The sequence below is a fragment of the Runella sp. R0.1_18 genome (genome assembly GCF_057652155.1).
Map to the genome: position 1 here is coordinate 50,113 of NZ_JBYFCK010000018.1, position 15,145 is coordinate 65,257.

A 15,145-nucleotide genomic window follows, 5' to 3' on the forward strand; every position below is an offset into this window, starting at 1 on the left:
ATCGTTCAAATCAATTAAATATGACGCAAATTGTGTAATTGATTCTCTTTTTTTAAATATTGATAATCAGTGAAACTTGTTGTTAGTTAGACTTAGCTCTGAGATTTTTAGGGGTATGTAAAAATAAATCGACTATTCTCTTTTCTTACTACAGTAGTGACCACTGATATTCAAATTTCGTTGTATATCCGGTGTTTTCGCCAAAAATTTTTGGATAAAAGGGAGAGATATCCCGTTCTTACTTTATCGAAAATAACCAAAGAACTATGATAAAGACTTATCTACAACTTCTGGGTTTTGTATGCTTTTATTTAAGCGTACAGTCTGTGCTTATGGCTCAAAGTATTACGCTTAGCGGCTATGTGAGAGATACTCGAACGGGTGAGTCGCTTATTGGGGCTACCATTTTTAATACCAACCAAAAAATAGGCACAACCACCAATACTTACGGTTTTTATTCGCTCACTATGCAGAAGGCCGACACGCTTGGGTTTGTTTTTTCGATGGTGGGCTATGAGCCTCAACTCAAAAAAATAACAGGCCAAAACAGCCTTTCGCTGACTATTGCCTTAGCGGAATCGGCACGGCAGCTTGATGAGGTACGGATAAGTGCCACTCGAAACTACCAAAACGTATCGGCCCCACAAATGGGTGTGATAGACGTGCCAATGAAGCAAATCAAAACCTTGCCTGCTGTTTTGGGCGAAAGAGACGTACTCAAAATTATTCAACTTTTGCCCGGTGTACAGGCTGGTCAAGAGGGTACAACAGGGTTCTTTGTGAGAGGGGGCAATACCGACCAAAATTTGGTTCAGTTAGACGAGGCCACGGTCTATAATCCCAATCACTTGTTTGGTTTGTTTAGTACGTTCAATACCAATGCCCTCAAAAACGTGTCGCTTATCAAAGGGGGCTTTCCGGCTCAGTATGGTGGGCGTTTGAGTTCAATTTTAGATATTTCAATGAAAGATGGAAACAACCAAAAATCGGCTGTTTCGGGCGGCATTGGGCTGCTAACCTCGAATCTGACCATTGAAGGGCCGCTAAAAAAAGACAAGTCTTCGTACATTGTATCGGCTCGCCGTACTTATGTGGACTTGCTCGCAAAGCCTTTTTTGGGGGGCACAAACTATTATTTTTATGACCTCAATGCCAAATTCAATTTTTGGTTGAGCAAAAAAGATCGCCTTTTTATTAGCGGCTTCACAGGCTTAGACAATGCCGCCTACACAGGGGCCAATAGCCTTAATTATGGTATCAATTTTGGGAATAATACCGCTACGATTCGTTGGAATCGGCAATTTTCGAGTAAGTTGTTTACCAATACATCGGTCATTCTGAATGACTACCACCTCAACCTTTCAACGATTCAGAACAACTACTACGCTCAGGTCTATTCGGGAATACGAGACCTCAATGCCAAATTTGACCTTGAATATTACCCAAACCATCGGCACAAAATCAATGCAGGGGTCAATTATTCTGACAATACCTTTTTTCCTTCTTCTACTTCTACCAAAATTCCTAAGTCGGGTATATTCAAAGTCGTAAAATCAGACAGTATTCCCCGACAATATTCAACGGTTTGGGCTTTTTATGCTAACGATGAAATAAAAGCCAGCGACAACCTAAGCCTCAATATCGGTTTGCGACTGCCTACTTTTACTCGTAGTGGTACTTCTTATTCGTTTATTGAACCACGGCTTAATATTAAATACAGCCTAAATCCTACTACATCGATTAAGGCGGCTTATACCGAAATGAACCAATTTGTGCATTTAGTACCGAGCAGTACGGCATCGTTGCCAACCGACATTTGGATAAGTAGTGGCCCTACTGTGAAGCCCCAAAACAGCCGACAGATAGCATTGGGACTTTTCAAAAATTTTGAGAATAATGCCTACGAAACCAGTGTAGAAGCCTATTACAAAACGATGCAAAACCAAGTGCTTTTTCGAGAAGGCACACAGCCATTATTGTCCAACCAATTAGAAAAACTATTGGTATTTGGCAATGGCAATAGTTATGGCATTGAGTTTTTTGTGAAGAAAAATGTAGGAAAACTCACAGGGTGGGTGTCTTATACGCTTTCTAAAACCACCCAACAGTTCGACTCACTCAATTTCAGCAATCCGTTTCCGTTTACTTATGACAAACGCCATAACCTTAGCGTTGCGGCTACTTATGAGTTTAATAAAAAATGGACTTTTGCGGCTAATTTTGTGTTTACAAGCGGTGGGGCTTTTACGATGCCGACAGGCCGTATTCCAGTCTTTCAAGATGGCTCGCTCTACGATGGCACTTACTCAGACTATACCACTCGCAACAATTACCGTTTTAGGCCTTATCATCGCCTCGATGTAAGTGCTATTTTGCATAAGCCCAATCGTAAATTTTTCAAGAAAAATTATGACGGAGAATGGGTATTTGGTATTTATAACTTATACAGCCGCCGAAATCCCTATTTTGTTTACTTAACCACCGACCCTATCACCAAAGTCCCACAGGCCAAAGAGGTTTCGCTGTTGCCCATTATTCCGAGTGTGAGCTACAATTTTAAATTTTAATCGAAATGAACAAATTATCAACTACATATATTCGTTTTAAGGTTTTGTTTTTTGCGTCCATTGTGGCTGTCATCGCATTGAGTTTGGCCTCGTGCGAAAAAAATCTGGGCGTTACGCCCTTGCCCTATACAGGTACTGTTTCGATACAATGCCTACTCAGCCCAAACGAAGTGCCGCAGCTCTATCTGGACCGAACCGTACCTTATTTTGACCCAAAACAAACCAATGCCCAGCTTTTTATTAGAGATGCCGTAGTAAAAATAACGAGCGGTGGCCAAACCGATGTACTTCGCCCTGATTCAACCTACAACGGTTTTAGGTGTGGATTTGAATATTTTTATAGAGGCAAAATCGCTATTAAAACCAACAGCATATACCAACTGGATATTCAATGGCAATGGCAAAACTATACGGCTACGGCTACTACCGACTTGCCCGTTACGCCTGTCGAAAATTCAAGCTATATTCAAGCGTTCAACGACTTGTATGGCGAACACGAGGGCGTAGTTATAAATTTCAAAGATCAGAACAAACCCAATCTGTATTATCGCTATACGATGGCCCGAATGATAGACAGCACCGCCCGTGATGCAGGCGGAACAAAAAGCCCTTGCCTTACTGACAAAAAAGTGAGAATCTTGGAAATAGGCCGCACGACTTATGCCAGCAAAGGCAGTAGCGGGCTGACGATTGTAGCCGAACCGACATTTAAACATAAAAACGGGGACGTAGGCTATATTCGTTTGCAGACAATGGACAAAAACGCCTATGATTTTTATGACCAGTTAGACCGCCAGAAACTCTCACAGTTCAACCCTTTTGTAGAGCCGGTTTTTCTCAAACCTACCCAATTCAAAAATGCTTTTGGGGTTTTTGGGGCCATTGCCGTGTCTGATTCAGTCAAATTTGTATATCCAGAATGATAAAGATAAAACTTTAACTCTTACAAAATAAATCAAGACATTTCTCTTCTGAGAATAAAAGCCATAAATAATATAACCAATGCAGAGTTTACAAGCCTATTTCGAGTATCAACCTGATTCACACCGCATTGCGGTTCTGACGCTATCAATTATTATTTTCTGGAATGTTGAAAACATTGCTTCGCTTAATTTTAACTACAAAAAATGGAATCATGCCATTACAAATAGTCTTTTTTCCTTGACCGATGCCCCTATACAGTTTATTTTGGGAATTGCACTTACCTACACTTCTACTTGGGTGACGAGTCATGAGTGGGGTCTGATTCATGAATTGCCATTAAGGTCTTCTATGTCTCAATTTGTGGTGGTTTTTATTTTGTTGGATTTGCTGGAATATATCTATCATATCTTGATGCACAAGGTAAAAATTTTATGGATGTTTCATCTTGTGCATCATAGCGACAGGGTCGTTGATACTTCAACTGTACTAAGGGAACATCCTTTTGAGACGGCGATTAGACTGTCTTTTTTAATATTTTGGGTATTGATAACAGGGGCAGGGTTTTGGATGATTCTGGCAAGACAATTTATTCAGGTTATTTCAAATGTATTTGCTCATGCTAATTTTCGGCTACCTGAAAGAGTTGATAAAATAGTAAGTTGGGTGTTTATCACGCCCAACGCCCACCACGTTCATCACCATTTTCAATTGCCCTATACAGACAGTAACTATGGCGATGTATTAAGCGTTTGGGATAGGCTTTTTGGCACTTTCCGTAGAATGGATGCTGCAAAAGTAGTGTTTGGGGTTGATACGCACCTGGAAAGCAAAGAAAATGCTGTTTTTCAGAAATTGCTTACTATGCCCTTCTCAGCTCATAGTTCCTCCCACACCATACCTGAACAGTCTATCGTTCGTAATGACGATGAGTTATTGGTCATTTAAACATATCATCACGATGAAAAAAATATTGCTCCAATTGAAGTGGAGTATGCTCTTGGTAGCTACAAGTTTGTGGGGACAAAAGCCAACAAATACGTCTATCATACTAAAAGGTAAGGTAGTTGAACAAGCCACGGGAAATGCCATAGCTTTTGCAAGTGTATATCTCAAAGTCGGCAAAAATGGAATGACCACCGATGAAAATGGTTTTTTTGCACTTACGGTCAAATCATTACCCGATACTATGCTGGTGTCGGAGGTGGGCTACGAGTCTCAGCATCATGTCATTTCGCAGGCTCCCGTGGGTGAGCTAAAAATCGAACTACTCACTACTCCCAACCAGTTGCAAGAGGTGGTCGTAACGGCATACAAAGATCCAGGCAAAGCGTTGATGAAAATGGTGATTGCCCACAAAAAATCCAATGACCCCGCCCGACTAAAAAACTATATTCGTAATAATTATCTTAAAACGGAAATTGATATAGAAAATCTAACGGCCAATCAGAAACGCTCTCTACTGGCCAATATCATGTCGGTTTACCAAAAATATAACCAAGACAGTATAAATGCCCATTCTCTACCTATTTTCTTTCAAGAACGATACTATAAGGAATTTCACGCCAAAGCTGCCCAAACCGATGCTCAATATCTCATAGCCGAAAAAAACTTAGGTTTAAAAACAGACGAATTGGGGGCTAAGTTTGACAAATTTAGCATTCGACCTAATGCGTATGATGGCGTGATTCCGATTCTGAAAACATCGTTTCTCGGGCCAATTTCTGACCTTGGGCTTTCATTTTACGACTACGACAAACCCGACACCTTGGTAGAAGGCAATGTTTACACCTATTCGCTTCATTTTAAGCCCAAATACAAAAATGAAAACACGTTTGAGGGTACATTATGGATAGATTCGGATACCTATGCTGTGGCAAAAATAGAAATGAAGACCAGTCCGACAGTTAACCTCAATTTTGTGCAGCAATTATCTATCGGCCAAAATTTTGTTCCAATTTATGACGCTGACAAAGGCAAGGTCTGGGTACCTTCCGAGAGTCGAATTGTATATGTTTTTGAAAACGGGTTGGGACTGTTAGGACTTCCCAGCCGAATTGATTCCACGGGTCGCGCCGTGAAGCTAAAATCCAATAGTATTTACAGTAATTATCAGAGTAATGTCAAGGGAGTCAATGCCGATAATTTTATGAGCAGTGAAAAAAACGGTAATAACAACGCACAATTCAAAGATTCATATAGATTAACCGCACTAACGTCTCGTGAACAAGCTATTTATCAAACCGCAGACTCGCTCAAACATAATTCACGATTTATCAACACGACTCATTTTTCTTCGTTTGTCTTTAGTGGTTATTGGGACATTGGAAACCGCTGGCGACTGGGTCCGTACAGTTCATTGGTAAGTGCCAATCCTACTGAAGGAGTCCGAATTCGAACGGGGGTTTGGTCAATGGAAGATATTAGTAAAAATTGGTGTTTTTGGGGGTATGCCGCCTACGGGACTAAAGAGGGCCGGTTTAAAGAAGCATTGGGCGTGAAGTATGTACCCAACCGAGCAAATTACCGAAAGTACGAGGTCTTGTTCAAGAATGATTACGACGCACTCACCGAATTTGATGACCAGTTAGACCACGACAATTTATTTACGCTTGCCTTGCGAAAGCCGATTCCTGTATATCAAAATTTCCTGCGCCAAGTGAAGTTTTCTCACGAACGAGACCTTAATCACAACTGGTCAGCAAAGGCATATTATTCGTATGGCTCAATTACACCTACTTTTCAATTTAGCTATTTACCTTCCGACGACATCATTGACTTAACAGATACAACTTTACGTCGGCTCAATGCTTTGTACAATTCAGAACTTGGATTGACGCTTCGGTATGCTCACAATGAACGGACAACCATTTTTAACTACGATAAAATACGCATATTTACCCGGCATCCTGTCTTACAGTTACATATCAGCACGGGCATACCCATTTTTAACAACACCTATTTTGAATACCTGAAAACCAACATAAGTCTTTCACAAGACCTGCCTATGCCACTCAAAGGTAATTTTTACTACAATATCGGCGTAGGCAAGATATTTGGGACACTACCACTTTTGCTATTGCACATTCCGAGGGGAAATCCATTTTACATCGCTGACCGCTACGCTTTTTATGGCATGAGCCCTTACGAATTTGCGGCTGATGGATATGTCAGTTTGCTGACCCGTTATTCTTTAGGAGGGCTGATTTTGGACAAAATTCCTCTACTAAATAAACTTAATCTTCGAGAGAGAATAACCGCCAATTTTTTCTGGGGAGACCTCACGACCAACAATATTGCCTTTAATAAACTTAACACATTCCGCATTACCGGAAACATTCCCTATGCCGAAGTAGGCATAGGAGTGGAAAATATTTTCAACTTTTTTTCGATTGATTGTGTGTGGCGACTCAATCACCTTGATGGCGTTGATGTAGCTCGTATTACCCGCTTCGGCATATATACTGGTGTAAAAATTCAGTTCTAACTCCTAAATTTCCTCATGAAAACACTATTCATACTTGCAACTTTGCTTTTACTGCATTCTGAAAAAAGTATAACCGCTGAACAGATTATAGGTAAATGGATGTCGGAAGATAAAGACATAGCCGTTGAAATATTTAAAAAAAATAATAGTTATTCGGCACAGGTAATATGGTTTTTATGCGACCCTAAAACTCCGGAAATGCGCTCTTTCAAAGATATCGAAAACCCAGACCCCAAATTGAGAAATCGCCCTTGGCTGGGCATGTTAGTAGTAAACGACTTGAAGTTTGACGGTAAAAGTGAGTGGAAGGACGGTAATATCTACGACCCCAATTCGGGTAGAACATATAAATCAGTGGTTAGGCTACAATCACCTGATAGGCTCATTGTCAGGGGATATTGGGGAATTGAATTATTTGGTAAAAGTCTCACATTCAACAAAATACAATAATGAATCCAAATCCGTTCTCACAAATTCAAACGTACCTGACGAAATCATTTTTTGTACCGAAAAAAGCGATTGTCTCTGATTTACTTTTTAGGAGGTTAGCCTTCAGCAGCGCTGAGTTTATGGAAATTGTCTTTTTGTTGGAAACTCAAAACCAAATCACGCTGCCTGATGCTGATTTGCAGCAAGTTAAAACAGTAGGTGATTTGGTTTTGCTGACTGAACAATGGCTCAAAAATGCCACCGTCACTAATTACTAAAATCTACATCAGGTTTTGCCAGTTTGCTTTCTTTTTTGCGGAAAGTTGCGTCGGGTTTGCCGAGGGGTAATTGTAAGGTGAGTTTGTAAAAACGTACCTCACGACGGTTCATACTTGATTGATAAATAGCAGGTTGTTCAAAAGTGGTAACAAATTTTCGTGAATTGAAAATGTCATTGATACTAAACGACACGCTCGCACGGTTTTTCATAAATGACTTACGTAGCGCAAAGTCGGCGGCTTGAACAGGTAGTCTGTCGCCCTGTAAAGCTGGCGAACGGCCATCCCGATTGAGGTTTAGTTGGGCGGAATAATTGGCAGGAAAACGGTATGATGCACTCAGTTTGGCCCGAACAGTAACGAGTTCTTTGTGTAACGTAGTCGTCTGCAAAATAAAGTTGAACACATTGGCATTGGCCATAATCGTAAGCGGCCCAGATGCATATTTCAACGTATTTTCCATGCCGTATTGAATGTCCGCTTTGACATTGATGAAGGTCGTTACCAATATCGTGGGTTCAGTGGCCGAAGGCTGCACAAAAGGCTTGATGGTGTGGTCTTCGTAAATGTAATAGGCCGAAGCAAACCAACTCAGGTTTCTGATATTTCGATTGTAGCTCAGTTCGGCGGTATTTACAAATTCGGGTTGCACATTTGGATTGCCAATGGTGATATTTTGGCGGTCATTGGCCTGAATCCCGACAAATAAATGTCGAAAATTAGGCCGTCCTACTTTGCGACTCAAACTCAATCCAATTTCTGAATCTTCGCTGAATTTTTTGGACAAAGCAAACGACGGAAAAAACGCCTGAAACCAATGGCCACCCTTTGCCGATGGATAGGTATAGCCAAAAGTCGAATTGTCGAACTTGGAAAGCCCGTGCAGAAACGATTGTTCCATGCGTAGCCCCGCTTCCATCTGCACGTGGTTGCGTAGTCGGCGACTGTACAGCAAATAAGCGGCGTTGATGGTTTCTAACACATTGGCGTTCTGTGAATAATTGACCAACAGGTGATAGGCTTGCGTTTCGTTGTTGAGTTGGTTGAACAAATACTGCTGGTCACGGTCAAAGGTGTAGCTACGCAAGCCCATTTCGAGTCGGGTGGAGTCGTTGATTGGATGAACATAATCTAACTGCGCCAAATACTGACTACCAATCTGCCAACCCGTAATTTTGTCAGTTTCTGGGTAATATTTTTGGTTGCTTCCATCGGCATTTTGGGCCGTAGTGAGCCAATCAGCGGCGTTAGATACGTTGTTGCGGGTGTAAGAGGTAATCAAACTCAATTCTCGCCCTTTTCGGGCAAAAGTGCGTTTCCAGTCAAACTCCACCCCTACGTTGGTATAGGCGTTTTCGGGTAGTGTAGTACGACCGCCGTAGCTCGTAATCATTTTTTCAGCGTTACGGTAGTCGTATTGTTGATTGGTAACGGTATTGAAAGCCCCGCCCACGATATTGCCTGCTACTGAGAAAGTGTTGTATTTGTTGGGGGCATAATCAACCGCCAAACGACCGTTGTGGAAAATGTTATCAAGGCTAATATCGGTATTTTGGTTGAAGTAACTAACGGGCGAACCATTGGCAAAATTGGTGCGATGCACGTAGCCCGTAAGCGGGTTTTTGGTTGAATTCATATTGTAGAGAGCCGTTACATTCCACTTTCCTTCGTGGTAATCCAAGTTCAGCGAGCCATCGTACCGTCCGTTGTTGCCCACGCCTACGCTGACCGTACCGTTGTAGCCCGTTTTACGGTTTTTCTTCAAAACAAGGTTCACAATCCCGCCCGAAGTGGAGGCATCGTAACGTGCCGATGGATTTGAGATGACTTCCACCGATTCAATCTGATTGGCAGGAATCTGCGCCAACGTAAGTTGGGTGGGTTTGCCGTTGATGTAAATGGTCGTGGCCATGTTCCGCAAAGTTGCATTGCCGCTTTCGTCCAAGCTAATGGAGGGTACATTTCTCAACACCGATTCAGCCGTACCACCTATGGTTGTCAGGTTCTTACCCACATTAAAAACCCGTTTATCCATGCCCATCGAGAGCGGGTCTTTCTCACCCTTTACTTCCACTTCTTTGAGCATACTGGCATCGGGCAGTAGTTTTAGACTGCCCAAATCAAGCGGATTTTCGGTCAATTGGACGAGCTGGCTCAGGGTTTGATAGCCAATAAATGAAACTTTGACCGTCAGTTTGCCCGTTGGAAGATTGTTGATGATAAATTCACCCGTTTCGGAGACTATCACGCCACCCACGAGCGAATCTTTGGTATTTTGGGGTTTAAAAACACTTACCGACGCAAAGGCTAAGGCTTGGTTGGTGGAGGCATCGAAGGTTTTACCCAAGATTTTTCCAATTTTTGTAGAAGTAGGTTGCTGGGCTACGGCCACATTAGCCAATAGAAAAGCGATAAAGAACAAATTTTTGAACATAAAAATAATGGTTTTCATGGCACTTGATTCACACCTTTTCTGAGGTGACACCACAAACCTACGGCACGATTTAGAAGAAATTTTGAATTTTAAAATGCCACGAAAAAACAATGTAGTTGCTGGTCAAAACTGTAATGAATTTGCCAATGATAACGATTACAAATCTGTTTCACGATGGCCAGACCCAAGCCACTGCTGGGCGTTTCGGCAGAAGAAGTGCTAAACCGTTTGAACAGATTGGCGGTATTTAACGAGTGATTATGACCAGTGTTGGACACAATGAAGCGGTGTTTAGAAAACTCAACCCCTATTTTTCCATTTTCTACATTGTGCCTAATGGCGTTCAGTAACAGGTTGTTAATCAAGATTTCGAGTAATATTCGGTTGCCTTCTATAAAAACACCTTGCTCTATTTGTTTTTCGATGGTGATGTTTTTAGCTTCGATATGTTCGGATAGAAAGTCGAGGCTATCATTCATCAACTGGCTCAAATTGATGGGCTCCGTATCAACAAATTGCTGATTTTCAATTTTGGCAAGTAGCAACAGATTTTTGTTGATTCTCGAAGTTCTTGCCAATGCTTTATGCGCAGCTTCAATAATTTCAGATTCTTTGCCAGTCAATGCTTCATTTTGAAGTAACAAATCCAATTTCGACTGGATAATAGCCAAGGGCGTTTGCAATTCGTGCGAAGCGTTTTCGGTAAATTCCTTTTGTTCTTGGTAAGACGATATATTTTTCTCAATGAGCCTTTGCAAGCTGCCGTTTAGTTCTTCAAATTCGAGAATAGTTGTTTTTTCAAACGCAATACTTCGCTGGCTACTCAGGTCAAAAGCCTTGATTTGGTGTAATGTTTTATAGAATGGTTTCCACAGTTTGGCCGATATTCGTTGGTTGAGTACGATAAAACCGATGACCAACAGGATGAAAAATCCGAAGGTAACAAAAGCAATGTCGCTGATGATTTCATCGGCTTCTTCTACATTGGTTTCGACCGTAAGATGGTACGGTTTCCCGTTGATAATCAGATAAGAAGACAGCCCACGAAAGCGGTTACTGTGCCTTGAATGTAGGTTGTTGGCTCGCATAACCGTATAAAGACTATCTGATTTCTGAACAGGTTTGGCTAAGGGCCGTAGGTCAATGCCAGGTTCAATGCGATTCCAAAGGCTGAGACTTTGGATCAGAATGGTGTCGTTGATAACGATTTTACTGAATTCTGTCTCAATTTTTCTTTTTACAAATTTATTATGCAGGTCTATTTCGCTCAACCAAATGCGATTTACGATGTAATAATAAGCTGGGATACTACCTGCCAACACCAACAAGGCATAGAGCGTAAATGCTTTGAGTGGCGTATTCAGCAATTTATTCATTTTCCCATTTATAACCTGTGCCATAGACGGTCTTTAAGTAATTGTCGCAACCTGCTTCGGTCAATTTCTTTTTTAGGTTTTTGATATGGGCATACACAAAATCGTGGTTGTCGAGCATATCGGCCAAATCGCCCGAAAGATGCTCGGCAAGGGCATTTTTGGAAATCACCCGATTCCTGTTGCCCATAAAAAACAGCAACAAGTCAAACTCCTTTTTGGTAAGCAAAACGGGCGTGTTGTGTATCAAGAGGGTTTTTGCCAATAAGTCAATTTGTAGCTCATTTTGTTGAATGATGTTGGCATTGGCAAATTGACGGCGACGAATGACCGAGTAAATTCGAGCGGCTAATTCTGACAAATGGAAGGGTTTTGCCAAATAATCATCTGCCCCAAGGTGCAAGCCCTTTATTTTATCGTCGAGGGCATTTTTGGCAGAAATAATAATGACACCGTCTTGCTTGTTTTGTTTTTTGAGTTCTTCCAAAATCTTCATCCCATCGCCCCCAGGTAGCATCAAGTCGAGCAAAATACAGTTGTATTCGTAGGTCGTAACTTTCTCGAATGCTTCCTCAAACGAAGCCGCAAACTCACACAAATAGTTTTCGCCCAATAAATAATCGGCGATGCTCTTAGCCAATTCGGGTTCGTCTTCAATGATTAAGATTCTCATTGGGCTAAGGTAAGTGAATGATTTAGAAGAAATTTTGAATACTATTTCCAAATCAACACAATCATTCCAAAAAAAATCAGTCCTGCACCGATTAAAACTTTGGGAGTCATTGGCTCTTTCAACAAAAAGAAGGAGAGCAAAAGGGTAATGATAATGCTGGCTTTGTCAATAGCCGTCACATACGACACCAACCCATCTTTCATGGCTCGGTAGTAAAACACCCAACTAACGGTGGTGGTAATACCCGATGCAACAAGTAGAAGCCATTGCTTTTGGGTAAGCAACCCAAAATCTTTGTACTTGCTGCCTACTACATTGATGAGGGTAATCAGAAAAAAGATAACGGCGGTTCGGATGCCTAAACCCAAATCAGGGTGAATGTTTTTCAAGCCATACTTGGCAAGCACTGAAGTAATACCGGCAAATGCCATAGAAGCAAGAGCGTATAGTGTCCATTTTTCCATTCATACTATTTTTTACACAGTGAGCCACCTTGCTAATAGTAGCAGGACGGCTCACTATAAATTCAAATCAAATCTTTGCTACTGCTTTGCCGCCAGCATCAAAAAACAAATCTTTGCCCTTTACTTCGGCTTCGTAGTAGGTTTTACCACCTTTTTTTATTTCGGCGGCTTCTTTTATTTTTTTGCCTTTGAGGGCTTCTTGCACCGAAGCAGGCAATGCCGATACTTTGATTTCAGTTTCTACTTCCTGCACTTCCCCTTTGGCATTTAAGACTACTGATAGTTCTTTGCCTTCGTGCTTAAAAGAAGCCTCGTAATCGGCATTTTCTTTGTCCCATTTGACAGGCTTAGTATGAGGATACTGCTTGGCAAAGCCTTCTTTTACTGCCTTTGGCAATTTGTCGGCATTGACTTTTTGGGCGTTTGCCCCTGTGAGCGTAGCAGCTACGAAAGCCGCCATCAATAAGGTACGTTTCATGATTATAGTTGTTTAAAAATTAAATTTACAATACAATTTTACACCCTGATTTTGTAGAGATTCTGTAAATGAAGCAATTGGTTTGTTAAGATTTGTTAAATCTATTTCCATGCTATTTTGACAGTATGCAATAAGGCACTGTATTGGTATTGAGCCTCAAAACCATAAAACTCGCAAATTTGCTGAATGAGTGCCATACCCAATCCGTGAGAGTCTGAAGAATGATTACCTTTCTGAAAACGTTGCCATAGTTTTTCGGTATCTTGTAAAGGCTCGTTGCCAGTATTGCTGATAATCAACGAGTTGTCAGTTAATTTTATCGTAATGATTCCTCGTGGTATGTTGTGTTTGATGGCATTTCCCAACAGATTGTTGAGTAGCACTTCTGCCAAATAAGGATTGATATTCAATAGAATTTCTTTGTCAACTAAAATGCTGATTTCTAAGGCTTTGTGAGTAATCCAAACTTCCCAAAATTGTAGCTTTTGCCTAAAAAAGTCCCCTAAATTGAGTGCAACCATTTCTGTAAATTGCTGATTTTCTATTTTCACTAATAGCAGCAAGGTTTGATTGAGTTTTGAAAGATGCCGCACACTTTCTATCAACTCGCTGATTTTGGTAAGTTGTTTTTCGTGTAAGTTGTCGGACTGTATCAGTTGTTCTAAATTAGATTGAATAACCGCCAATGGTGTTTGAAACTCGTGCGAAGCGTTTTCAGTAAACTGCTTTAAGCTATTGTAATCGTGCCATATTCGGTGGGTGAGGTGGTTAATGTTTTGTTGTAAAACGCCGAATTCTTTGGTAGTGGTAGCCATGAAAGAAAGTGGCTTCTGTTCTTGAATTTTGAATGATTGTAGTTGTTGCAGGGCCTGATAGAACGGTCGCCAAAGACGATTTGATATGATGTAATTGATTATTAATAAGCCAATTATCAAGCCTAACAATACCACGCCGAAAATTAAGAGAATTACCCCTACTAAGTCTTCGGTTTCGTAAAGAGCCTTCGAGATAGTTACTTTTACAAAACCTGTATGAGTTTTAACACCAAAAATCAGTATTCGATAATCAAGCATTTCTCCTGTTTCGAGCGGATTGGGTAGCAGGGTATCAGACAAAGATTCTTTGACCAAAAAATTAGTATTTTCAATGCTAATACTGTCTGCCAGCGCAAACCACTTTTGCTCACTGTCCTCAATCTTGTCAATTTCTCGAAGTATCTTAGCTTGTTGTGCCTTTAATTGCTCAGTTGCTTCTCTGTCGAATACGTACATGAGTAAATAGTGACTAAATACGCCACCAAGTGCCGCTACGACAAAGGCAGAAGCTAAAAAAGAAAGAGCTGTTTTGTTACTGAGGGTCATTCATTTGACGAATTTATAACCAATGCCGTAGATTGTTTGAATGTAATCAAGGCAACCTTGTTCGGTAAGTTTTTTGCGTAGATTTTTTATTTGCGAATACAAAAAATCGAAGCTGTCAGCTTGGTCTATGTCATCGCCGTAGAGATGTTCCGAAATAGCCGATTTGGTCAGTATTCGGTTGGGGTTTGCTAGCAGATACATCAGTAAATCGTATTCTTTTCGGGTAAGTGAAACACCATTATTATTGACCCAAACCTCAAAAGAATCAGGATAGACCCGAATTTGGCCGTGCTGAATTTCGGTATTACCATTAAACTGTCTTCTGCGACCAACCGATTTCAAACGAGCATTGAGTTCGGAAAGATGAAAAGGCTTGGTAAGGTAATCGTCAGCACCTAAGTCAAGTCCTATTATTTTATCGTCTAAGGCATTTTTTGCCGAAATAATAATGATACCCGCCTCTGGCTGTTGTTTTTTGAGCAACTTTATCGCCGTAAGCCCCGACCCACTCGGCAGCATGAGGTCCACCAATACGCAGTCGTAGGCGTAAACTCCAATTTTTTCTTCAGCATCAGGCAAATCTACCACCCATTCTACCACGTGCTGTTGCGATTTTAAGAAATCCATCATCACCTCAGCCAATGGTTTTTCATCTTCAATCAAAAGTATTTTCATCGTTG

Annotated in this window: 13 protein-coding genes; 6 read left to right on the top strand and 7 right to left on the bottom strand. The window is 41.1% G+C overall.

Annotated features, from left to right (window positions below):
• Window positions 1-266 precede the first annotated feature (266 nt).
• The 6 genes from AC23P2_RS24290 (at window position 267) to AC23P2_RS24315 (ending at window position 7,682) form a co-directional block, all read left to right on the top strand.
• Window positions 267-2,567, top strand: a complete 2,301-nt coding sequence (locus AC23P2_RS24290; RefSeq protein ID WP_487775598.1) for a TonB-dependent receptor — start codon at window positions 267-269, stop codon at window positions 2,565-2,567.
• A 5-nt stretch (window positions 2,568-2,572) separates the two neighbouring features.
• The gene (locus AC23P2_RS24295) at window positions 2,573-3,490 is read left to right on the top strand and encodes a DUF4249 family protein (protein WP_277341200.1); all 918 of its coding nucleotides are present in this window, start codon (window positions 2,573-2,575) and stop codon (window positions 3,488-3,490) included.
• A 79-nt stretch (window positions 3,491-3,569) separates the two neighbouring features.
• Window positions 3,570-4,436, top strand: coding sequence for a sterol desaturase family protein (locus tag AC23P2_RS24300; protein ID WP_277341199.1), 867 nt, complete (start codon window positions 3,570-3,572; stop codon window positions 4,434-4,436).
• Between the two features lie 13 nt (window positions 4,437-4,449).
• On the top strand, window positions 4,450-6,975 hold the full coding sequence (locus AC23P2_RS24305; protein WP_277341198.1) for a DUF5686 and carboxypeptidase-like regulatory domain-containing protein: 2,526 nt from the start codon (window positions 4,450-4,452) through the stop codon (window positions 6,973-6,975).
• Between the two features lie 15 nt (window positions 6,976-6,990).
• Entirely contained in the window at window positions 6,991-7,425 is a 435-nt protein-coding gene (locus AC23P2_RS24310) for a DUF2147 domain-containing protein (RefSeq protein WP_277341197.1), read from the top strand.
• Window positions 7,425-7,682 (top strand): acyl carrier protein, encoded by a 258-nt coding sequence (locus AC23P2_RS24315; protein WP_277341196.1) that lies wholly within the window; start codon window positions 7,425-7,427, stop codon window positions 7,680-7,682. The genes AC23P2_RS24310 and AC23P2_RS24315 overlap by 1 nt, the downstream gene beginning before the upstream one ends.
• On the opposite strand, the gene AC23P2_RS24320 is transcribed toward AC23P2_RS24315, so the two are convergent.
• The 7 genes from AC23P2_RS24320 to AC23P2_RS24350 all read right to left on the bottom strand — a co-directional run bounded on the left by AC23P2_RS24320 (window position 7,672) and on the right by AC23P2_RS24350 (window position 15,140).
• Window positions 7,672-10,134, bottom strand: coding sequence for a TonB-dependent receptor (locus tag AC23P2_RS24320; RefSeq protein ID WP_472490390.1), 2,463 nt, complete (start codon window positions 10,132-10,134; stop codon window positions 7,672-7,674). The genes AC23P2_RS24315 and AC23P2_RS24320 overlap by 11 nt on opposite strands.
• Before the next feature lie 71 nt (window positions 10,135-10,205).
• Window positions 10,206-11,516 (bottom strand): sensor histidine kinase, encoded by a 1,311-nt coding sequence (locus AC23P2_RS24325; protein ID WP_487757733.1) that lies wholly within the window; start codon window positions 11,514-11,516, stop codon window positions 10,206-10,208.
• The gene (locus AC23P2_RS24330; protein ID WP_487775599.1) at window positions 11,485-12,162 is read right to left on the bottom strand and encodes a response regulator transcription factor; all 678 of its coding nucleotides are present in this window, start codon (window positions 12,160-12,162) and stop codon (window positions 11,485-11,487) included. Before AC23P2_RS24330 ends, AC23P2_RS24325 begins: the two co-directional genes overlap by 32 nt.
• Before the next feature lie 41 nt (window positions 12,163-12,203).
• Window positions 12,204-12,593 (bottom strand): EamA family transporter, encoded by a 390-nt coding sequence (locus AC23P2_RS24335; RefSeq protein ID WP_487775600.1) that lies wholly within the window; start codon window positions 12,591-12,593, stop codon window positions 12,204-12,206.
• Between the two features lie 100 nt (window positions 12,594-12,693).
• Window positions 12,694-13,104 (bottom strand): PepSY-like domain-containing protein, encoded by a 411-nt coding sequence (locus AC23P2_RS24340; RefSeq protein WP_277341191.1) that lies wholly within the window; start codon window positions 13,102-13,104, stop codon window positions 12,694-12,696.
• A gap of 101 nt (window positions 13,105-13,205) precedes the next feature.
• A complete protein-coding gene (gene porY / locus AC23P2_RS24345) occupies window positions 13,206-14,465 on the bottom strand; it encodes a sensor histidine kinase (RefSeq protein WP_277341190.1) in 1,260 nt (419 codons plus the stop codon).
• Window positions 14,466-15,140, bottom strand: a complete 675-nt coding sequence (locus AC23P2_RS24350) for a response regulator transcription factor (protein WP_277341189.1) — start codon at window positions 15,138-15,140, stop codon at window positions 14,466-14,468.
• Window positions 15,141-15,145: the final 5 nt, after the last annotated feature.